Source organism: Asticcacaulis sp. EMRT-3 (assembly GCF_030027245.1).
Lineage (GTDB): Bacteria > Pseudomonadota > Alphaproteobacteria > Caulobacterales > Caulobacteraceae > Asticcacaulis.
The window spans coordinates 480778-500677 of sequence record NZ_JASERT010000001.1; the positions used below are offsets into that span (position 1 = coordinate 480778).

Sequence of the window (19900 nt, forward strand, 5' to 3'; positions counted from 1 at the left end):
CATGTCCGCCAGCCATCCTGATACCAGTGAACTGGGTGCCTTTATCCGCGCCGCCCGCGAACGGCTGACGCCCGAATCGTGCGGATTACCGCCGGGAAAGCGCCGCCGCGCCTCCGGTTTGCGCCGCGAAGAAGCCGCCGCCCTGTGCCATATCAGCCCGACCTGGTTCACCTGGATCGAACAGGGGCGCACCACGGCCATTTCCACCGCCACTTTGGGGGCCATCGCCAGGGGGCTGAAACTGTCGCGCGCCGAACGCAGCTATCTGTTCATTCTGGCCGGTCGCGGCGAACCGGTGGTGGCCGCTGGGCAAATGTCCGATCCGCACCAGATTGCCCCGCTGGTGGAAGCCGTGACCGCACCGGCCTATGTGCTGGATCGCCACTGGGACGCGGTGGCATGGAATAAAGGGGCACAAAGCCTGTTTACGGGCTGGCTGGGCGGTGCGGAAAGAAATCTGCTGCGCTATGTCTTCCTTGATCCTGAAGCGCGCAGCTTTATCGCCGATTGGGAAACGCGCGCGGTGCGGCTGGTGGCGGAATTCCGCGCCGACACTGCCGATGCGCCCGCCGATCCGGTGCGCCGCGCGCTGGTCGAGGAACTGAGCCATGCCAGCGCCGATTTCAAGGCGGCCTGGGCCTCGCAGGCCGTTCTGGAACGCGAAGGCGGCCTGCGGGTGTTTCACACGGATCAGGGCGAGGCGCGCCACCGCCAATTCACCTTGCGTCCCTCAGGCTTTGCTGACCTGCGTCTGATCGTGTTGCTGGCGGAGGTTGCTGCGGGCGGATAGAGCCTCAGAAGCGGTTATCAGCCTCCGATACAGGTCAGGCCGATCAGTTTCTGCGCCCGGGCGTGCAGTTCGCTGGTCTTGGGGTAGAGCGCCTTCAGCGGTGCCGTATCGGCCTTGTCGTCTTCGGCGATTTTGACCATAGAATCGACGGTGTCCTGCGCCTTGCCAAACTGGCTTTGCGCCGAACGGGCGCGCTGGCAGGCGATCAGCGGGCGCTGGGCTGTCCAGGCGATATGGGCATCGGTCAGGTCTTGCTGGCCGGTCTTGATCAGACTCACAAAGCTATCGGTCTGGTCGCGCAATTTGGCTTCGGTTTGAGCCGACTTGCTGGGCGTGGCGCGTCTGTGCGTGGCGTGGCGGGATTTTGCCGGATGGCGGGTTTTATGGGCCGTGGTTTTATGGGCTGCCGTTTTATGGCTTGGGGCCTTGTGGTGCGGCGCAGCTCTCGCGGCCAGGGCCGCAGGCGCGGGGGCCAGCGCCAAAAGGACGCTCGACATCATTAACAGAAACATGGACTTGCACATTTTCACGGGGCCGAACCTATAGAGGGCTTTCGGGCCTTGCAAGTCTATGTCCTTAAAAAAGGGAGTGAATTACGTCCGCAGGCGCTTCGCGTTCGCCTGAGCGCGGCGGCTGACCGGCTTTAGCCCGGCATGGGCGATTTTCAGCGCCGAACTGGCGTTGAAAGGCAAGGCCATCGACGCCATGCCCATCGCCATCAGGCTTTCAAACGCGGCCTCGCCCTTTTCGGCGCTCATTTTGGTAAATTCGCGCTGATCACGCGCTGACAAAGGCAGGCTGGCCGTCGCCATGCGTGTTGTGCGCTGGGCGATGACTTCGGCGGAGGCTGTCAGCATGGCAGCGGCCTCCATATTGAAATCGAACCACAGCATGAAGGGGTTGGTATTACGCGCCATAGGGGGGACTCCTTTGTCCACAACCTGACAGCATGATCATCAGGAAGCGATAAGCTTGCGGGATCAGCCGATTTGTTCGGCCACCAGACGGCGCAGTTCACGGCGCGAGAAACCCATAAAGACGGGGGTGGCGCGTTCGGTGCGGGCCGTTATGAGGCGCAGATCGGTGTGCGGGTGGTGGGAGGTGGTCTTGTTGTGTTGAACTTGCATAAGAATAATCCTTAGCCGCCGGTTTTACCCTGACGGTCTTTTTTATAATGAAGGCGATTGGAATCAAAAGCCGGAACAGCCACGCAAAATCTCGCGGCGATCAAACGGAAATGACGTGAAAAACATGAGGCTCGCGGCGCGTTTGCGCAATCTGGAACCTATGCCCTCTGGGGGACATATCGTCGTTGATGTCACCTATATAGGGCATAGGCGGCTGTGATGCAAGTCAGTCAGGGTTCATCAGGCGGGCATGACCAGCACCCAGACGGCCATGACGATCATCATCAGGTTTTCGGTCAGGGACACAAAACCGAGCGGCACATTGGAATCACCGCCGACGCAGGCGCATTTCAGTTCGCGTTTGTCGATATAGACGGCCTTGAACACCGATATGGCCCCGACCGTGCCGATGAACAGGGCCACCGGTGCCGACAGCCAGTGCAGCGCGCCCGCCGCCATCAGCAGGCCCGCCGCGCATTCGGCGAACGGATAGATATAGCCATAGGGCACCCATTTTTTGGCCAGCAAATCGTAGTTCAGGAACATGGTCGAGAACTTTTCCAGGTTTTGCAGCTTGAGAATGGCCAGCACCACCATGCTGAAGGCAATGAACAGGCCGGGCGTGCGCAGGCTGAACAGCGTGCCGGACACGGCATAGCTGACCGCCAGGGCCAGCAGGGCGGTGACGGCGAAGATAGCGATGACCGGCTTATAGCTGGTGGCTTTGGGATCGGCGACTTTCTGGCCGAAATAGCGGCGCAGATCATCATAACCGCCGATGCGCGCGCCGTCGATAAAGGTCTGGGGCGTGGTTTTGACATCATGCTGCGCCTTGAAGGCATCGGTGTCTTCGCGCGTCTTCAGCCAGCGATCCTCGACGGTGAAGCCCTTGCTTTTCAGCAGATGCAACGCCTTCAGCCCATAGGGGCAGGTGTGGCTGGGCATCACCATGCGATAAAGGGTGGCAGTTTTTGGCGCGGTCATATCCGTCTCGCTTGAAAGCTGATGGCGAGGAGCTTACCTTCTGTACTATGGTACGGAGTCAAGCGTAATGACGATGCGGATTGCAGACCTGGCGCGTAAGGGCGGTGTCGGCGTGGAAACGGTGCGCTATTATCAGAGGCGGGGCCTGCTGCCGGTGCCGCCGCGCACGGCGGGCGGGCGGCGCTACGGCGAGGACGCCGTGCGGCGGCTCGGTTTTATCCGTCAGGCCAAGGCGGCGGGCTTTACGCTGGAAGAGATTAGCGACTTGCTGGCGCTGGACGCGACCGAAGACCGCGATCAGGCGCGCGCTTTGGCGCGGACGCGGATTGCGGCGCTTGATGCGCAGATTGCCGCGATGGTGGCGGCGCGCACGGCGCTGGAGCGGCTGGCCGACGCCTGCGCCCATTCCAGCGGGCCGTGCCCGATCTTGACAGCCTTTGACGGCGGGTGAGGCGAGGTTCGGGTGGGCCGTTAGGATAATCCTCCTCCCCCTTGGGGGAGGGGAACCGCGAAGCGGTGGTGGGGGGTAAGGCGGGCAGCACCCCCACCGTCATTTCGTAAGAACGAAATGCCACCTCCCCCAGGGGGGAGGAGGGTGTTTCATGGTCTTTGGATTAGGCGCTCGTGGATTTGTATGAGGACGTATTCGGCGGCGGCGTCCGGATCCTGCATGATGTAAACGGCGGGGATACGCAGGGTTTCAATGCCTTGCTTTAATAGCCAGCTATCACGGCGCGCGTCATAGGCGATAGCTTCATCAAAGGTGTGTTGCGCGCCATCGACCTCAATGGCCAGCATGGCGTCCGGGCAAAAGAAATCGAGAATGTAGGGCCCAACCGGATGCTGGCGGCGGATGGTCAGGCCGGTGTTTTTACGTGAGCGCAGGCGCAGCCACAGGCGAACCTCCGGCGGCGACATGGCTTTACGCAAGGCGCGGGCCTGTTTGTGTTTCGGTTTTGCGAGTTCGGAGGCCATTTCAAGGAAGGTATGATACCACCGTCTTTTTGGCAAGGCCAAACACCCTCCTCCCCCCTGGGGGAGGTGGCGGCGCAGCCGACGGTGGGGGTAAGCTCAACTCACTCCGCCGGCACGTCGATCTCCGAGCCCAGTTCGCGGAACTTAGCCGACATGCCCTCCATGCCAGCCTCAATATCGGCGCGTTCGTTATCGGTCATGGCGGCGGAGTAGTCGCGCACCTCCTGACTGATCTTCATCGAGCAGAATTTCGGGCCGCACATCGAGCAGAAATGCGCCGTCTTATGCGCCTCTTTCGGCAGGGTTTCGTCGTGGAAGGCGCGCGCCGTTTCGGGATCGAGGCCGAGATTGAACTGGTCTTCCCAGCGGAACTGGAAGCGGGCGCGGCTCATGGCGTCGTCCCACAGGCGCGCAGCCGGATGGCCCTTGGCCAGATCGGCAGCGTGGGCGGCGATCTTATAGGCGATCACCCCGTCCTTTACGTCCTGACGGTCGGGCAGGCCTAAGTGTTCCTTGGGCGTGACGTAGCAGAGCATGGCCGTGCCGTACCAGCCGATCATGGCCGCGCCGATGGCCGAGGTGATGTGGTCATAGCCCGGCGCGATGTCGGTGGTGAGGGGCCCAAGCGTATAGAAGGGGGCTTCGCCGCAGGTTTTGAGCTGCTTATCCATATTGGCCTTGATCTTGTGCATCGGCACGTGGCCGGGGCCTTCGATCATGCACTGGACGCCCTTCGCCCAGGCGATCCTGGTCAGTTCGCCCAGCGTATCGAGTTCGGCGAATTGCGCCGCGTCATTGGCGTCGGCGATCGAACCGGGGCGCAGGCCGTCGCCCAATGAGAACGACACATCATAGGCGCGCATGATGTCGCAGATTTCGTCAAAGTGCGTGTAGAGGAAGTTTTCCTTATGGTGGGCCAGACACCATTTGGCCATGATCGAGCCACCTCTGCTCACAATGCCGGTAACGCGCTTCGCCGTCAGGTGGATATAGGCCAGCCGCACCCCGGCATGGATGGTGAAATAATCGACGCCCTGCTGGGCCTGTTCGATCAATGTGTCGCGGTACACGTCCCAGGTCAGGTCTTCGGCGACGCCGTTCACCTTTTCGAGCGCCTGATAGATGGGCACGGTGCCGATGGGGGCGGGCGAATTGCGGATGATCCATTCGCGGATATTGTGGATATTGCGGCCTGTCGAGAGATCCATGACATTATCGGCGCCCCAGCGGATGGCCCAGACCATCTTTTCGACCTCTTCCTCCATCGAGGAGGTGACCGCCGAATTGCCGATATTGGCATTGATTTTCACAAGGAAATTGCGGCCGATAATCATCGGCTCGACTTCCGGGTGGTTGATATTGGCCGGGATGATGGCGCGACCACGGGCCACTTCGGAACGGACAAATTCAGGGGTGATATAGTCGGGGATTTCCGCCCCGAAATCCTCGCCATCGCGGATCACTTCAGCATTTTCGGCGCGGCGCAGGTTTTCGCGGATAGCGATATATTCCATCTCCGGCGTGATAATGCCCTGGCGCGCATATTCGAACTGGGTGACGGATTTGCCGTCCTTTGCGCGCAAAACCTTGGGCAGGTTAGGGAATTGCGGAGCCAGAGCGCCTTCGGACACATTGCCATTATCTTCGGGTTTGACCTCGCGGGCGTCGATATACTCCACATCGCCGCGATCCACGATCCACAGTTCACGCAGGCGCGGCAGGCCCTTGGCAATGTCGGGCGTGAAGCCCTCTTCGGTATAGGGGCCCGACGAATCATAGATGGTCAGCGGGGCTTCGTTGGCCGACGGATGGACGCGGACTTCGCGGAACGGCACGCGAATATCAGGGTGGAGCGTACCCGGCTGATAGACCTTGTGCGAGCCGGGAATGGGCGAGGCCTCGACCGTAACCGGTTTTTGGATGGTAGGTTTGTTCATTGTAAATCCCTTATAAAACAAGGGATCATGCGCGTTAAGTGCGGGCGCTTGACCATTGGCGGCCAGATTAAGCGTATCCAACTCCCTTCGCCGGCATGACCCGGATCAGGTTCGGCGGGTTTGGAGCGCCGGAACATTTTCAGATGAAAATGTTCCAAGATTATCTGGTCGCTCTTTCTGATCCAAAAAGTGGAACCACTTTTTGGGAAAACGCTCCAGCCTCCGTCTCAGCCCGCCTTACTGCGCGGACACCCCGGTGAACTACGTGGGACAATAGGCGCATGGCAGCGGCGGAGCAAGCGAAGAAAGGCCGGTTACGCATTGTTGTTGCAGGGGGCGGCGGGCATGGTTAAGGCTGTGCTTTTTGCCCGATTTGTAAAGTTTCACATGGCTGCCGAACCTTCCTCCCTGTCCGATCACGACGCCTATGACCCGCTGACCCCGGTGCCGCCGGACAAGCGCACCTTGAGCGGACGTGATGCGTTTTCCCTGTGGTTTTCGCTGGGGATCGGCCTTTTGGTCTTGCAGGGCGGGGCGCTGCTGGTGCCTGGGCTTTCGCTGGCGCAGGCCTTTGCCGCCATCCTGATCGGCAGCGCGGTGGGGGCGGTTCTGCTGGCGCTGGCCGGTGTCGTCGGGGCCGATACGGGGCTGGCCACCATTGCCGCCTTGCGTCCGGCCTTGGGCGTGCGCGGCGCTCATGCGGCGGCTGTGCTCAATGTGGTGCAACTGATCGGCTGGGGCGCGTTCGAGATCATCGTGATGCGTGACGCCGCCAATACCCTGTCTGGCAAGGTGTTTGGCGTGTCGCTGCCCGTGGTCTGGACGCTGTTGTTTGGCGCGGCGGCCACAGGGCTGGCGGTGATGGGGCCGTTGAGTTTCGTGCGGCGGTTTCTGCGCCACTGGGGCTTGTGGATTTTGCTGCTCGGCGCGGCGTGGATGACGGTGACCCTGCTGCGCGGTCATGACTGGGTGGCGATGTGGCACAGGGCGGGCACGGGGGCCTTATCCCTGCCGGGCGGCATCGATCTGGTGGTGGCCATGCCTTTGTCATGGCTGCCGCTGATCGCCGACTATGCGCGCTTCGGCAAAACGGCGAAAGGCGTGTTTCGCGGCTCGGCCTCAGGCTATGTGCTGGCCAATATCTGGTTTTACGCGCTGGGGGCCGCCTATGGGCTGACGGCGTCCGACATGCAGGGGCAATTGCTGTCGGCGCTGGCGCTGGCGGGCGGCGGACTGGCGCTGCTGCTGGTGCTGATCGACGAAACCGACAATGTGTTTGCCGACATCTTTTCCGCCGCGACCTCAACCGCCACGGTGGTCAAGGTGAAGATCAAGCACCTCGCCATCGGCTTTGGTATCTTATGCACCGGCATCGCGCTGTTCGTGGCGATGGATCAGTTTATGAGCTTCCTCTATATGATCGGTTCGGTGTTCACCCCGCTTTACGGGGTTTTGCTGGTCGATCATTTCATCATCCGCCGCCGCCGTATCGAGGCTGATATTTTCACGATTTCCGGGCCCTATGGCTTTACGCAGGGCTTTCATGTCGCGGCGTTTGCGGCCTGGATCAGCGGCATCGCCACCTATTATTACGTGCTGAGCTATCTGCCTGCTCTGGGCGCTACCCTGCCGGCTTTTGCGGCTTCGGCCTTTATCTACTGGGCCTTGCGCATGGTTTTCACCCGCCCGGTGATTGCGCCTTAATCTTTCGGAAATGTCACGCAGATAAAATTATCCACAGACGATTGGGCGCTCAGGACTCATGGCTGATCAGAGGCCACAGGATAACAACAATGCCGGATACGGCTGAACCGCACCATGTGCCGCATGGCTACAAGCATCCGGCAGAGCATCATCACTGGTGGTGGTATGCCGGGCTGGCGGCCATCTGTCTCGTTATCGCCCTGATCGTTTTCGTGTTTCGTCAGTTCGATCAGGCGGCGTCGCCTTTGTGCAACCGGGAAACCGGTCAGGTGCTGAATTCGCCTAATGGCACAATGGAGCTGTCGATCGCCACCACCTCCTGTCTGGGCGGCAAGCCGCAGATTCGGCTGATGATGCGCCGCATCGACAGAGGTTCCGGCGATCCGCATACGGTGGTCAGCTTTGACGACAAGGCCAGTGTGCGCGCCGGGTGGGTTTCCGACCATGAGGTGCTGGTCAGCCAGAAGGGCGGGCAGATCACCACTTTCGAGCCGATCTGGCACGATGTGCGCATTCATTACAAAAAATAGAGTTCCGAACACGCCTGGCCGGGGCACCAAATGGGCGAAACTGTGTTCGCTTTGCGGCGCAACAGTGAATTAATCATTTGTAATCTATAATGCGCACGGTCTCGCATTCCGCAGGCCGGTCAGGTCTGGTGGCGCCCCGGCGGCGCGATACGGCTGCTGAGTATAACTCCTTACCCCCCGATGGAGTCGCGTCATGTTTCTTTCGCCCTGCCAGACCCGCTTGTGGCTGCTGAGTGGCACTGTTCTGGGTTCGGTTGTCGCCGTTCCGGCCCTGGCCCAGACTCAAGTCCAGACTCAGAGCCAGACTCAGACTCAGAGTAAGGCTCCGACAGCCTCCGGCGATGATCCCGCCACCGAGGTGATCGTCACCGGTTCGCGCCTCCATCACACCGAATATGAGTCCGACGCGCCGGTGCAGATTATCAGCGCCGAAAAATCGAGTCTGTCGGGCATGATCAGCGCCGCCGGTGTGCTGCAATCGGCCTCGGTGGCCGCCACATCGGGCCAGATCGACAACACCTTCACCGCCAAGGTGCCGCTGGGCGGGGCCGGGATCAATACGATCAGCCTGCGGGGCCTGGGCGCGCAACGCACGCTCGTTTTGCTCAATGGTCACCGGATGCCGCCTGCGGGTGTGGGCGGCACGGTTGGGCCGGTCGATCTCAGCTTCATTCCGCAATCTCTGGTGGCGCGCTATGAAATCCTGAAAGACGGCGCATCGTCCATCTATGGCTCGGACGCCGTGGCGGGCGTGGTCAATATCATCACCAGGGACAAGGTGAATGGGGCCACTGTCAGCGCCGATGCGCGCGTCACGCAAAAGGGCGGCGGTGACCAGTACGACACCAGCCTTTTGTTCGGCAAGACCTATGATAAGGGCGATTTCCTCGTTTCAGCCGACTATTACACCCAGACGGCGCTGCGTTATTCGGATCGGTCGGAATTTGCCTGTCCGCAGGATAACTATACCGACGCCAGCGGCAAGCGCGCCGATATTATCGATCCCAATACCGGCACCTATAAATGCTTCGGCCCGGCGGGTTTTTCCGGCTATGTCGGCACCTATTTACCGCTTAATTCCTATTACTACTATTATGGCAGCCTCTATACCAATATCGGCGGCAGCCTGCATGGCAGCCGCGCCCCCACAAAGGACGGCTCCGGCGTTTCCCCCGAAGGCGTGGCGGGCTATCTGTTCACCCCCTATGCTGAACGTAATTTCAATTCCAAACAGGGTCTGGCCGCCACGGTGGTTTCGCCGGTGAAGCGCCTGTCGCTGTTTGCATCGGGCCATTATCGCCCCGATTGGGCGGGTGGTGCCGAGCTTTACGGCGAGCTGATGTATGGCCAGCGCACGTCCGAACAGGATTTCACGCGCGTCCTGTCACCCTATATCAGCGGCGATAATCCGACCAATCCGTTTAATAATGTCAGCCTGGCCCTGCCTGTGCCCGGCTATCCGAACTTCTATATTTCCGATGAAACCGGCGCGCCACAAACCAAGCTGACGATTGTGCCGTTTCTGCTGGCCCCGGCCAATTCGGTGCAGACCGTTGATTATCTGCGTGCACTTGGCGGGGTGCGCGGTGATATGGGCAGGTGGCACTGGGACGCCTATGTATCGGCTTCGAAAAGCCACGGCACCTACACCACGGACGTGATCCCGACCGACCGGCTGGAGGCCGTCACCGGTACGGAGCAGACACCGGCGGCCACCTATATCGGCACCTGTAATGCCGATGCTCCGGCTGGCTGCGTGCCGCTGGTGCTCAATTACGATCTGCTGGTGAACAACGACCTGCCGAAAGCGCTTACCGACTATCTGTTCCAGCAGGATAAGGGCAAGACCGACTATACGCAGCTTATCGCCGAGGCCACAATGACCGGCGACCTGCTGCAACTGCCCGCAGGCCCGCTCGGCTCAGTCTTTGGCGTCAATTTCCGCCACGATGAGATCAATGATGTGCCGGGACAATATGCCATCAGTGGTGATTCCTGGCGGCAGTCGGCGGCGGGCCAGACCAAGGGCCAGGACACGCTGTCGGAAGCTTTTTTCGAACTGAATGCGCCGCTGGTGCGCGACCAGTTTGCCATGAAAAACCTCAGCGTCAGCCTGTCGGGGCGTTTCTCCAACTATGACAGTGTGGGCAGCGCCTGGACCTACAAGACGGGCTTCAACTGGGCGCTTGATAACCGTGTGCGTCTGCGCGGCACCTATGGCACCTCGTTCCGCGCACCTGCATTGTATGAACTGTATCTCAACGACCAGACGACCTTTTATAATCAGAATCAGGTCGATCCGTGCATCAATTACAATCTGACGGGGCCGGACGGCAGCCAGAACCAGAGCGCCACCGTGCGCGCCAATTGCGCCGCCGATGGCATTCCCGGCAATTATAACGGCTCTTATAACGGCGTCAGCGCTGGCGCGGCTGTCACGACGGGCGGCGGCAAGGATCTGAAGCCCGAACATTCGGCTTCGGCCACCTTCGGCTTTGTGGTTACCCCGCCGCTGAGCGGCTTCCAGTTGGCGGTCGATTTCTGGCGCATCAGCGTAGCCGACCAGATTACCAGTTCGGCCAGCGGCATTGTCGGGGCCTGTTATGCCAGCACGACCTTCCGCTCGCAGCCCGGCTTTTGTGACCTGTTCAGCCGCGATCCGGTGACGCACCTGATCAGTACGGTCGATGCCAGCTATCGCAATATTCCGCTGGAGCAGAGCGGCGGCGTCGATTTCACCACCAGCTATGAACACAGTTTCCCGTTTGGCGAACTGCATATCGACTCACAGGTTTCGAACATCAAATACCATCGCAAGCAATTGTTCCCCGGCGCCGATAATTACGACTATGCCGGTACGATCGGCGACCCGAAATGGGCGGGTAATGTACAGACCCGGTTCAGCCATCATGCCTGGACCCTGGCCTGGACGGTCAACTATACCGGCGCCAGCAGCAATATCGGCCTGTACGGCGAAACCGGCAGCGCCAGCATCGCCGACGGCACGCTGGGCTCAGGTTTCGGTTATAATGCCAATACGGTCTATTACCGCGCCTTCACCAAGGATTTCTTCACCCACGACCTGACCGTGCGTTATGCCGCCAAAGACTGGACGGTCATCGCCGGCGTGGTCAATCTGGCCAATACCAAGGCGCCGCTCTTAGGCAAGGGCGTCTATGCCGGTTCGGCCGACCGGTTGGGCAATGTGGTCGATTCCAGCCAATATAATGACGGCTATCTGGGCCGAACCTTCTACCTGCACATGGATAAGAGCTTTTAGAGGGTCCAGATGCGTGTAGAAACAAAAGCTTAGAGTGCATAAAAAAACGGCGGGCCACAAAGCCCGCCGTTTCCGGTTTTAAAGCTGGCGCGCTTACAAAACGCCGAGCATCTGGGCCACCAGCGGATGGCGCACAATGTCCTTGTCCTTCAGGCGCACCACGGCGATGGTTTCGACCGCCTCGAACTTGTCGGCGACATCGGCCAGACCCGACAGGCCGGTCAGCAGGTCGGACTGGTTGGGGTCGCCGGTCACGATCATGGTCGAGTTCCAGCCGAGCCGCGTCAGCAGCATTTTGAGCTGGGTGTAGGTGCAGTTCTGCGCTTCGTCGATCACCACAAAGGCGTTGTTGAGCGTGCGTCCGCGCATATAGCCGACAGGCGCAATCTCGATCAGGCCCTCGCTGATCAGCGCCTTGACGCGCTTCATGCTGAGACGGTCGGTCAGGGCGTCGTACAGCGGGCGCAGGTAGGGGGCCAGCTTGTCTTCCATATCGCCGGGCAGGTAACCGATCGATTCCCCGGCCTCGACCGCCGGGCGCGACAGGACGATGCGGCCTACCTTGCCGGCTTCGAGCGCCTCGACCGCTTTCGCAATAGCCAGATAGGTCTTGCCGGTGCCGGCGGGGCCCAGGGCCAGGACGAGGTTTTTCTCATCAATGGCGGAAAGCAGGGCGGTCTGGCCCTCGGATTTCGCCTTGATGGTTTTGACATAGGACTGATCACGATCCTCATTAGCATGACCAAGCGGCGACCAGGTCGAGCCACCGCTGTGCACATTCAGACGGCGCACCTTGGGGTCGTTCTGATACTGTTCGGCGTCGAGCGTGCCTTCGCGCATGAAGCGTTTGACGGTTCGCTTGGTCATTGGATGCTCCTTATGGCAATAAAAAAGGCGAGGCCATGAGAGGCTCGCCTTCGGATACGGATACAGGATTTGGGGAGGACAGGGCATGGCCACATGAGTCAGGGCCATCGCCCGATGGGGGCGGAGGATAGGCGTGGGGGGATGAGTCAATCACTCGTCGTACCACTGAAAACTCCAGGTTACACCTTGAAGCGATAGTCTTGTCAGGGACTATAGGGGAGAACTGATTCCCTTAAGTCCGACGCTAACAGATTCGTTGACTATGGTTAGCAGGGTCTTAATAAAAAATCGTGTTATGCACATTTCACATAAGGTTCATGCAAATGGCTACTTATCGCCTGGGCGACAAAACCCCGGTCTTACCGGCAGGTGAGCGCTACTGGATCGCGCCCTCGGCTGAGGTAATCGGCGATGTCCATCTGGGCGAGGACGCCAGTATCTGGTTCGGCGCGGTGGCGCGGGCCGATAATGAACCGATGATCATCGGCGCGCGCAGCAATATCCAGGACGGGGCGGTGCTGCATTCCGATCCCGGCTCGCCACTGGTGATCGGCTGTGACGTGACCGTCGGCCACAAGGCTGTGCTGCACGGCTGCACGGTCGGTGATGGCAGTCTGATCGGCATCGGCGCGGTGGTGCTCAATGGGGCGGTGATCGGCGCGGATTCCATTGTGGGGGCAGGCGCGCTGGTGCCGGAAGGCAAGGTCTTCCCCGACGGCGTTTTGCTGTTGGGCCAGCCCGCCCGCGTAGCGCGCGACCTGACGCCGGAACAGATTGGCCAGCTCAGGCACTCCGCCGCCCACTATGTGCGCAATGGAAGGCGCTTCAGACGCGATCTGGTAGTCAGTAAATGAGCGTTTCCGGGCGCGGGAAATCATGATAGCGCGATCAGCATAAATAAAAATTGCCACGGTATGGAGACAGTCATGAAACTTTTTAAAGCGGCGAAACCGGGCCTGATGACATCCGCCATGCTGGCAGCCCTCATCCTGAGCGCCGTCTCACCTGACGCTTATGCCCAAAACGTTGCGCACGCGCCGATCACGGCCCCCGCCGACAAGCAGCGTCTGATCGTTCTGACCGACATCGGCGGTGAGCCGGATGACAGCGAATCGATGGTCAGGCTGATGGTCTATTCCAGCGAGATCGACATCGAAGGCATCATCGCCACGACCTCGGTCTGGATGAAGAACGACACCCACCCCGAAGATATTCGCCGCGCCATCCATGCCTATGGCCAGGCGCGCTCCTATCTGCTGCTGAACGAAACCGGCTATCCGACCGCCGAAAGCCTGCTGGCCAGGGTGGCCGTGGGCCAGCCCGGATACGGCATGGGGGCCACGGGCAGGGGCAAGGCCTCGCCCGGTTCCGAGCTGATCGTCAGGGCGCTCGAATCCAATGATCCGCGCCCGCTATGGGTGACGGCCTGGGGTGGCGTGAACACGCTGGCGCAGGCGCTGATCACTTTGCAGAACACCAAAAGTCCTGCCGAGATGAAGCGTCTGGTCGCCAAGTTGCGCGTCTATACGATTTCGGATCAGGACGATGCAGGCCCGTGGCTGCGCAAGACCTTCCCCGGCCTGTTTTACATCACCAGTGTCGGCCCGTACAGCAACGCCACCTGGACGGCCAATAACACCGTCATCGACGGGATCGACAACAGCCATATCAGCAATGGCTGGCTGGCGAAGAACATCCAGCAGGGCCACGGGCCGCTGGGCGCGGCTTACCCCGATGTCGGCTATGGCATGGAAGGCGACACGCCGTCGTTCCTCGGGCTGATCCCGAACGGTTTGAATGTGCCTGACCGCCCTGATTTCGGCGGCTGGGGCGGGCGTTATGAATTGCAGACGCCTTCGGTGACCGGGCTGGGCGATGAAGTGACAGGCGGGATTCCGATCACGCCCGAAACGCGCCCGATCTGGTCGAATGCGGTTGACAGCTACACCCCTTACGAAGCCTCCGACTATGGTCGCGTGATCAAACCGGGCGCGAAAACCTTCAAGGATTTCCGCGTTACCCTGTGGCGCTGGCGTGACGATTATCAGAACGACTTCGCCGCCCGCATGAACTGGGCCGTCAAGCCGTTTGCGCAGACCAATCATGCGCCTGAGATCAGGCTGGCCACGCCCGATCATCTCACCGTGCATTCCGGCGACTATGTGGGGCTGAGCGCCGCAGGCACCACTGACCCCGATGGCGACAGCCTGACCTATCTGTGGTTCAACTACCCCGAAGCCGGAAGCTGGAAAACGCCGATCGCCATCGACGGCGCGGAGGATGTGGTTCATGCCGGGTTTACGGCCACCGTGGTCACCAAACCGGAAACGGCGCATTTCATCCTGAAGGTGACCGACAAGGGCACGCCGCCGCTCAGCAGCTATAAGCGCATTATCGTCACCATATTGCCGTGATTTATTGCCGAACTAAAATCTTCGATTGACTTATCCAGCAAAGTAAAATAGAAGAGTTTTGCCCGACTATATATATTGTCTGTAGATTTGTTTTGGCGTCTTACAAGCGCATCTGGCGAACCTTCCATTCAAAATTTAATCGAGAGGTATTCGTGCATTTGCGCGAATACGTATAATACTTACCATTGAAAGGGTTCATCATGAGCGCAGGTACAGTTAAGTGGTTTAATTCCACAAAAGGTTTTGGTTTCATCGCGCCTTCGGACGGCGGCCAGGACGTGTTCGTTCATATCAGCGCGGTCGAACGCGCAGGCATGAGCGGCCTGAATGAAGGCCAGCAGGTCAGCTATGAGCTGCAACGCGACGCCAAGTCGGGCAAGATGTCCGCTGAGCGTCTCGAAGTCGCCTAAAGCGTTTTCGAGCGAAAGCTTGAGATGAAAAGGTCGGGCCTCGCGATCCGGCCTTTTTCTTTGTCTGCCATACGGATTCATAGGCTTGCCAAAAGGTTTTGGTTTATATATACCGCGTTATATAACTGAGCATATAGATGTGAGTCCTGAGATGGATATTGTCAGTGAAATGGGGGCCGTTTTTCTGGGCAGCCGGTTGAAGCGGCTGGCCGAACGGTTGCAGGCCGACGCGGCGCGCATTGTCAACGAGGCCGGACTGCCTGTGCAGCCAGCGCACATGCCCGTGCTGATGGCGCTGGATCGCCAGCCCCTGACCATCGGCCAACTGGTGGAAGTGGTGGGCGTCAGCCAGCCGGGCATGACGCGCGGCATCGGCCAACTGGTCGAGCTGGGGCTGGTGCAGTCCGAAAAAGGCGAGGATCAGCGCATCCGCACCATCCACCTGACCTCCGATGGTCAGGCGGCGATGGCGCGTGCGAAACACATGGCGGTGCCGCGTATCGAAGCTGCGGTGCAGAGTCTGTTCGCCACGCTCGATCATGATTTTCTGGCCCAGATCGCCCGGGTGGAGGCGGCGCTGGATGAGCGCTCCCTGTATGCGCGGGCGGGCGAAGCGGCTTTGCCGGGGTTGAAGATTCGTGAATATACACCTGATCTGGCACAGGATTTCCATGAGATCAATGCCGAATGGATCAGCGGCATGTTCCGCCTGGAAGCCACCGACATTGAGGTTTTACGCCACCCCGACGAAAAGATCATCAAGCCCGGCGGCACCATCCTGTTTGTTGAGGCGGCCGGTCTTGGCATTGTGGGGACGTGCGCCCTGCAAAAGACCGGGCCGGGCGCGTTCGAACTGACCAAGATGGGTGTGCGCTCAGTGGCGCGCGGCATGAAGGCGGGCGAATTTCTGCTGGCGGCCATGATCGAACGGGCGCAGGCTATGCAGGCGGAAACCCTGTATCTGCTGACCAATTCGAAATGCGCCGCCGCCATCCATCTGTATGAAAAGCTGGGCTTCCGCCACGATGCCGCTATCATGGCCACCTATGGCGCGCGTTACGCAAGGTGCGACGTCGCCATGCGGTTCGGGCAGGATGGCGTATTCCATCAGGTGGCTTCCTGATATAAAATCTCAAGGCACAGGGAGACATCAATGACGAAAGTAAGGGTGGCCGGGTTCAGCGTTTCGCTTGACGGCTTTGCGGCGGGTACGGATCAGAGCCTTGATCATCCGCTAGGTCTGCGGGGGCAGGACCTTTTTCAGTGGATTTTCCCGACGCGGATGTTTCATCAGATGATGGGAAAAGAGGGTGGTGAAACCGGCCCTGATAACCGGTTCGCGCAAAGCTCGATGGACGGTTTCGGCGCCTTCATCCTGGGCCGTAACATGTTCGGGCCGTCGCGCGGCGAATGGCCGGACGATCAGTGGAAAGGCTGGTGGGGCGACAATCCGCCCTATCACGCGCCCACCTTTGTGCTGACCCATTATCCGCGACCGCCCATCGAGATGCTGGGCGGAACGACATTTCACTTTGTCACGCAAGGCATCGAAGCTGCGCTGGAAATGGCGCGCGAAGCGGCGGGCGCGAAGGACATCAAGATCGGCGGCGGCACCCGGACGGTCAGGCAATATATTGAGGCGGGCCATGTTGATGAGATTCACCTCGCTGTTGCGCCCGTTGTGCTGGGGCAGGGCGAGGCGCTTTTCAGCGGGCTGGATCTGCGCGCTCTGGGCTACCGAACCGTCGAGCACGTAGCGACCGAGCGCGCCACCCATATTGTTCTGGCCAGATAGAGCGATAGCCCGCGCCTTTCTGCTTTACGCAGCCGGGCTGCGGCCCTATGTGGGCGGAAAGATTGGGTCAGAGGAGACAGGCGATCATGGTGGCGAAGGCGAAGCGGGCGATGAGCGATATTGCCGTCATCGATGGCGTCACCTATTGCTGGCATGTGCATCGTGAGCCGCAATGGGCCACGGTTGATGGCGCCAAGGGCCTGTGCATCGCGGTCGAACCCCAGGAAGACCCTCAGAAAATCCTGCTGATGGAATATCCGTTTCCGCCACCGAACCGGCACCAGCAACGCCCGAAAATATCGAAAAGCGACGTTGCCCTGCGCATCCGGGAAGCGATGGAGGCTGGCTGGAACCCGGAATCGCGCGGCAAGCCGTTTACCTATATCATCGGGAAGTAGGGGGCTCGTCTGCGGTGGTTGGCTGTGGATGGAGCTGCCGCGTGGGGTGCGGGGCCGAAGTCGGTTATTGGCCCATAAGAGACATCAACGCACTTTTATAAAGAGAAAAAGCGGAAGTAGTTGGGCAACGTAACGCCAGCCGATGTCTACTTGGTAGGGCCTACTGGCCAGTCTCAACCAAAGGCAGAAGATCAAACGCAAGACTCTCGAATGCCGCCGCTTGCAACACCCAAATAAGCGGCCTAATTTCATGCCAACTGGAGATCAATCCCGCCGTTATTTTGAGAGCCAGCTTGTCCCATCAACCTTGAAGACGGACAAATTATAAAACCGTAACTAGGCATCACCCTGCTCTCGTTTCTCAGTCATTTTTGCAATCAAACAAATAAAGAAAAAGCCCCAAATGAATATATCTTTTATAAAGAAAAACGTGATGTCCCAATAATTCAAATATTCTCTTTTGGCATACCTAACGTATTTTCCACTATTTACATAGGTATGTCTTATTTCTGACAATCTCTCACTATAGCTAGTCAAAATATTATGGCCACTAGATATTGACATGATAATTTTATCAACGCTACGATTCAAAAGCTTTTTTATTTCTACATATTGAACTCGAACAGGCTTTGTCGGGGACCCTAGGCTTGCCAGAGCAGATGCCTGGACACACATGTTGAGGGGAGGGCTAGGTTCGCAATTCATCTCCAATATTTCGCCTGATGTCGTTTGAAATTTAATGGGTGGCGGAACACAGCTAATTGAAGCACACCTAGGCACAGTCGTCGGGACAAAAAAACCAACGGCTGTCACAAATGCACTTCCTTTGGGAGGGCTCCAAAAGTATGTGTTTATGCCTGGGTTACTGTTAAATTCCAAGCCGATTAGAATTATAAAAACCAAACAAAATAACCAGTATGGAGCTTTCTGAAACGTCTTTATATAATCATTCATGGCGTTCATTATTTTACGTTCTTTATAATTACTGACCTGCACTGGATTTTGTGGAGGCTCGAACTTCCGAGGAAATGATTTCTTTAGTTTGGATATTTGCGACCGCGTCAACAATGTCCGTTTCTGGCTCGTCGCGCAACCTGTGATATGGTGTCGCCTTTGGGCGCAAAGCGGAACACCATACGCCTACGCCCCCGTCTTACACCCTCTTCCGGGCCTCGATAATGCCTTTGTTGGCCAACTGGTCGGCGCGTTCGTTCATTTCGTGACCGGCATGGCCCTTGACCCAGTGCCATTTGATCCTGTGCGGCTGGCAGGCGGCGTCGAGCCGTTTCCACAGGTCGTCATTCTTCACCGGCTTCTTGTCGGCGGTTTTCCAGCCGCGCGCCTTCCAGCCCTTGATCCATTCCGACATGCCCTTCAGCACATACTGGCTGTCGATATACAGCGCCACGTCGCACGGCTTTTTCAGCGCCTCCAGCCCCTGAATAGCGGCCATCAGCTCCATGCGGTTATTGGTGGTGACGGGATCATAGCCGTACAGCTCTTTTTCATTGAGGCCGGACACGAGGATGCAGCCCCAGCCGCCGGGGCCGGGATTGCCCTTGCAGGCGCCGTCTGTGTAGAGCTGGACTTTCGGGCGGTCGGTCATGGATCAGTTTTACGCCACGGCCCTGGGCAGTTTGAAGGTGACGGTTTCGCGCACCCCGGCATTTTCGATCACCTTGGCATCGAAGCGCGCCGCCACCGCCGCCACAAGGTCTTCGATCAGGTTTTCCGGTGCCGAAGCGCCCGCCGAAATGCCAAGCGTTTTCACATCCTCAAACCACGCCCAATCGACATGGCTGGCGTCATCGACCAGATGCGCGGCCTTCGCGCCGGCACGTAAGGCCACCTCGACCAGACGCTGCGAATTGGACGACTTGGCCGAGCCGATTACCAGCACCAGTTCGCAAGCGCCGCTGATCGATTTCACCGCCTCCTGACGATTGGTGGTGGCGTAGCAGATGTCTTCCTTGTGCGGCACGCTGATGGCCGGAAAGCGCGCTTTCAAAGCGGCCACGATCTCGGCGGTATCGTCCACCGACAGGGTGGTCTGGGTGACGAAGGCGAGATTGTCGGGGTCTTGCGGGATAAATGCGCGCGCCTGTTCCACCGTTTCGATCAGCTTCACCGTGCCTGCGGGCAATTGGCCCATCGTGCCGATCACTTCGGGATGACCGGCATGGCCGATCAGGATGATTTCGCGGCCCTCGGCATGGTGGCGCTCGGCCTCGACATGCACCTTGGAGACCAGCGGGCAGGTGGCGTCGAGATAGAACATCTGGCGCGACTCAGCCGTGGCCGGCACTGATTTCGGCACGCCATGCGCCGAAAACACCACCGGGCGGTCAGGCGGGCACTGGTCCAGTTCCTTGACGAAGATGGCGCCCAGGCCTTTCAGTCGATCCACCACATGCTTGTTGTGGACGATTTCGTGGCGGACGTAAACCGGCGCGCCATAGCGCTCCAGCGCGCGTTCGACGATCTGGATGGCGCGATCCACCCCGGCGCAAAAGCCGCGTGGCGTGGCGAGATAGACGGTGAGCGGTTTTTTGACGGAGACTTGCGACATAGGGCTCACATAATCGCTTTCGCAGGCTTGCGCCAGACCCTGTGGCACCCGGTCTGACACATCTTCCGCCGCACTTTGGCCGCAACTGCTCCATAAAACCCTTTGAAAAGCGGTTTCGAG

The 19900-nt window shown here is 59.3% G+C and carries 20 protein-coding genes; 11 read left to right on the forward strand and 9 right to left on the reverse strand.

What is annotated here, in order from left to right; genetic code table 11:
- Position 1 precedes the first annotated feature (1 nt).
- Positions 2 to 790: a helix-turn-helix transcriptional regulator gene (locus QB905_RS02330; RefSeq protein ID WP_282972962.1), complete on the forward strand. Its 789-nt coding sequence runs from the start codon at positions 2 to 4 to the stop codon at positions 788 to 790.
- 17 nt (positions 791 to 807) lie between these two features.
- Here QB905_RS02330 and QB905_RS02335 read toward each other — a convergent pair whose 3' ends face one another.
- From QB905_RS02335 to QB905_RS02350, 4 genes are all read right to left on the reverse strand, one after another.
- Positions 808 to 1302: a hypothetical protein gene (locus tag QB905_RS02335; protein WP_282972963.1), complete on the reverse strand. Its 495-nt coding sequence runs from the start codon at positions 1300 to 1302 to the stop codon at positions 808 to 810.
- An 81-nt stretch (positions 1303 to 1383) separates the two neighbouring features.
- A complete protein-coding gene (locus tag QB905_RS02340; RefSeq protein WP_282972964.1) occupies positions 1384 to 1707 on the reverse strand; it encodes a hypothetical protein in 324 nt (107 codons plus the stop codon).
- A 63-nt stretch (positions 1708 to 1770) separates the two neighbouring features.
- The gene (locus QB905_RS02345) at positions 1771 to 1917 is read right to left on the reverse strand and encodes a hypothetical protein (RefSeq protein ID WP_282972965.1); all 147 of its coding nucleotides are present in this window, start codon (positions 1915 to 1917) and stop codon (positions 1771 to 1773) included.
- A 240-nt stretch (positions 1918 to 2157) separates the two neighbouring features.
- On the reverse strand, positions 2158 to 2901 hold the full coding sequence (locus tag QB905_RS02350; RefSeq protein WP_282972966.1) for a glutaredoxin: 744 nt from the start codon (positions 2899 to 2901) through the stop codon (positions 2158 to 2160).
- A 67-nt stretch (positions 2902 to 2968) separates the two neighbouring features.
- Here QB905_RS02350 and QB905_RS02355 point away from each other — a divergent pair, with 67 nt between their 5' ends.
- Positions 2969 to 3352, forward strand: coding sequence for a MerR family transcriptional regulator (locus QB905_RS02355; RefSeq protein WP_282972967.1), 384 nt, complete (start codon positions 2969 to 2971; stop codon positions 3350 to 3352).
- 149 nt (positions 3353 to 3501) lie between these two features.
- Here QB905_RS02355 and QB905_RS02360 read toward each other — a convergent pair whose 3' ends face one another.
- Both QB905_RS02360 and thiC read right to left on the reverse strand, forming a co-directional pair.
- Entirely contained in the window at positions 3502 to 3912 is a 411-nt protein-coding gene (locus tag QB905_RS02360) for an endonuclease domain-containing protein (RefSeq protein ID WP_282972968.1), read from the reverse strand.
- Positions 3913 to 3977: 65 nt separating this feature from the next.
- The gene (gene thiC, locus QB905_RS02365; RefSeq protein ID WP_282972969.1) at positions 3978 to 5813 is read right to left on the reverse strand and encodes a phosphomethylpyrimidine synthase ThiC; all 1836 of its coding nucleotides are present in this window, start codon (positions 5811 to 5813) and stop codon (positions 3978 to 3980) included.
- Positions 5814 to 6200: 387 nt separating this feature from the next.
- On the opposite strand from thiC, the gene cytX reads away from it, so the two are divergent.
- From cytX to QB905_RS02380, 3 genes are all read left to right on the forward strand, one after another.
- On the forward strand, positions 6201 to 7517 hold the full coding sequence (gene cytX / locus QB905_RS02370; RefSeq protein WP_282972970.1) for a putative hydroxymethylpyrimidine transporter CytX: 1317 nt from the start codon (positions 6201 to 6203) through the stop codon (positions 7515 to 7517).
- An 89-nt stretch (positions 7518 to 7606) separates the two neighbouring features.
- A complete protein-coding gene (locus QB905_RS02375; RefSeq protein WP_282972971.1) occupies positions 7607 to 8047 on the forward strand; it encodes a hypothetical protein in 441 nt (146 codons plus the stop codon).
- Between the two features lie 193 nt (positions 8048 to 8240).
- Positions 8241 to 11327 carry a TonB-dependent receptor domain-containing protein gene (locus QB905_RS02380; RefSeq protein ID WP_282972972.1) on the forward strand — a complete coding sequence of 1029 codons (3087 nt, stop codon included), beginning with the start codon at positions 8241 to 8243 and terminating at the stop codon, positions 11325 to 11327.
- Positions 11328 to 11420: 93 nt separating this feature from the next.
- Here QB905_RS02380 and QB905_RS02385 read toward each other — a convergent pair whose 3' ends face one another.
- On the reverse strand, positions 11421 to 12194 hold the full coding sequence (locus QB905_RS02385) for a PhoH family protein (RefSeq protein ID WP_282972973.1): 774 nt from the start codon (positions 12192 to 12194) through the stop codon (positions 11421 to 11423).
- A 323-nt stretch (positions 12195 to 12517) separates the two neighbouring features.
- On the opposite strand from QB905_RS02385, the gene QB905_RS02390 reads away from it, so the two are divergent.
- From QB905_RS02390 to QB905_RS02415, 6 genes are all read left to right on the forward strand, one after another.
- On the forward strand, positions 12518 to 13048 hold the full coding sequence (locus tag QB905_RS02390; protein ID WP_282972974.1) for a gamma carbonic anhydrase family protein: 531 nt from the start codon (positions 12518 to 12520) through the stop codon (positions 13046 to 13048).
- A gap of 72 nt (positions 13049 to 13120) precedes the next feature.
- Complete coding sequence (locus QB905_RS02395; protein WP_282972975.1) at positions 13121 to 14608, forward strand: DUF1593 domain-containing protein; 1488 nt, start codon at positions 13121 to 13123, stop codon at positions 14606 to 14608.
- A 200-nt stretch (positions 14609 to 14808) separates the two neighbouring features.
- Complete coding sequence (locus QB905_RS02400) at positions 14809 to 15018, forward strand: cold-shock protein (RefSeq protein WP_282972976.1); 210 nt, start codon at positions 14809 to 14811, stop codon at positions 15016 to 15018.
- A gap of 151 nt (positions 15019 to 15169) precedes the next feature.
- Positions 15170 to 16141, forward strand: a complete 972-nt coding sequence (locus QB905_RS02405; protein WP_282972977.1) for a bifunctional helix-turn-helix transcriptional regulator/GNAT family N-acetyltransferase — start codon at positions 15170 to 15172, stop codon at positions 16139 to 16141.
- A gap of 30 nt (positions 16142 to 16171) precedes the next feature.
- The gene (locus QB905_RS02410; protein ID WP_282972978.1) at positions 16172 to 16813 is read left to right on the forward strand and encodes a dihydrofolate reductase family protein; all 642 of its coding nucleotides are present in this window, start codon (positions 16172 to 16174) and stop codon (positions 16811 to 16813) included.
- A 110-nt stretch (positions 16814 to 16923) separates the two neighbouring features.
- The gene (locus tag QB905_RS02415; RefSeq protein ID WP_282972979.1) at positions 16924 to 17211 is read left to right on the forward strand and encodes a hypothetical protein; all 288 of its coding nucleotides are present in this window, start codon (positions 16924 to 16926) and stop codon (positions 17209 to 17211) included.
- Positions 17212 to 18364: 1153 nt separating this feature from the next.
- On the opposite strand, the gene rnhA is transcribed toward QB905_RS02415, so the two are convergent.
- On the reverse strand, positions 18365 to 18817 hold the full coding sequence (gene rnhA / locus QB905_RS02420) for a ribonuclease HI (RefSeq protein WP_282972980.1): 453 nt from the start codon (positions 18815 to 18817) through the stop codon (positions 18365 to 18367).
- Positions 18818 to 18826: 9 nt separating this feature from the next.
- Positions 18827 to 19780, reverse strand: a complete 954-nt coding sequence (gene ispH, locus QB905_RS02425) for a 4-hydroxy-3-methylbut-2-enyl diphosphate reductase (RefSeq protein WP_282972981.1) — start codon at positions 19778 to 19780, stop codon at positions 18827 to 18829.
- Positions 19781 to 19900 lie beyond the last annotated feature (120 nt).

What these genes read in the sequence shown, in the direction of transcription:
- QB905_RS02330 (WP_282972962.1), top strand. Translation starts at nt 2, where the DNA reads ATGTCCGCCAGCCATCCTGATACCAGTGAACTGGGTGCCTTTATCCGC.
- QB905_RS02335 (WP_282972963.1), bottom strand. Translation starts at nt 1,302, where the DNA reads ATGTTTCTGTTAATGATGTCGAGCGTCCTTTTGGCGCTGGCCCCCGCG.
- QB905_RS02340 (WP_282972964.1), bottom strand. Translation starts at nt 1,707, where the DNA reads ATGGCGCGTAATACCAACCCCTTCATGCTGTGGTTCGATTTCAATATG.
- QB905_RS02345 (WP_282972965.1), bottom strand. Translation starts at nt 1,917, where the DNA reads ATGCAAGTTCAACACAACAAGACCACCTCCCACCACCCGCACACCGAT.
- QB905_RS02350 (WP_282972966.1), bottom strand. Translation starts at nt 2,901, where the DNA reads ATGACCGCGCCAAAAACTGCCACCCTTTATCGCATGGTGATGCCCAGC.
- QB905_RS02355 (WP_282972967.1), top strand. Translation starts at nt 2,969, where the DNA reads ATGACGATGCGGATTGCAGACCTGGCGCGTAAGGGCGGTGTCGGCGTG.
- thiC (WP_282972969.1), bottom strand. Translation starts at nt 5,813, where the DNA reads ATGAACAAACCTACCATCCAAAAACCGGTTACGGTCGAGGCCTCGCCC.
- cytX (WP_282972970.1), top strand. Translation starts at nt 6,201, where the DNA reads ATGGCTGCCGAACCTTCCTCCCTGTCCGATCACGACGCCTATGACCCG.
- QB905_RS02375 (WP_282972971.1), top strand. Translation starts at nt 7,607, where the DNA reads ATGCCGGATACGGCTGAACCGCACCATGTGCCGCATGGCTACAAGCAT.
- QB905_RS02380 (WP_282972972.1), top strand. Translation starts at nt 8,241, where the DNA reads ATGTTTCTTTCGCCCTGCCAGACCCGCTTGTGGCTGCTGAGTGGCACT.
- QB905_RS02385 (WP_282972973.1), bottom strand. Translation starts at nt 12,194, where the DNA reads ATGACCAAGCGAACCGTCAAACGCTTCATGCGCGAAGGCACGCTCGAC.
- QB905_RS02390 (WP_282972974.1), top strand. Translation starts at nt 12,518, where the DNA reads ATGGCTACTTATCGCCTGGGCGACAAAACCCCGGTCTTACCGGCAGGT.
- QB905_RS02395 (WP_282972975.1), top strand. Translation starts at nt 13,121, where the DNA reads ATGAAACTTTTTAAAGCGGCGAAACCGGGCCTGATGACATCCGCCATG.
- QB905_RS02400 (WP_282972976.1), top strand. Translation starts at nt 14,809, where the DNA reads ATGAGCGCAGGTACAGTTAAGTGGTTTAATTCCACAAAAGGTTTTGGT.
- QB905_RS02405 (WP_282972977.1), top strand. Translation starts at nt 15,170, where the DNA reads ATGGATATTGTCAGTGAAATGGGGGCCGTTTTTCTGGGCAGCCGGTTG.
- QB905_RS02410 (WP_282972978.1), top strand. Translation starts at nt 16,172, where the DNA reads ATGACGAAAGTAAGGGTGGCCGGGTTCAGCGTTTCGCTTGACGGCTTT.
- QB905_RS02415 (WP_282972979.1), top strand. Translation starts at nt 16,924, where the DNA reads ATGAGCGATATTGCCGTCATCGATGGCGTCACCTATTGCTGGCATGTG.
- rnhA (WP_282972980.1), bottom strand. Translation starts at nt 18,817, where the DNA reads ATGACCGACCGCCCGAAAGTCCAGCTCTACACAGACGGCGCCTGCAAG.
- ispH (WP_282972981.1), bottom strand. Translation starts at nt 19,780, where the DNA reads ATGTCGCAAGTCTCCGTCAAAAAACCGCTCACCGTCTATCTCGCCACG.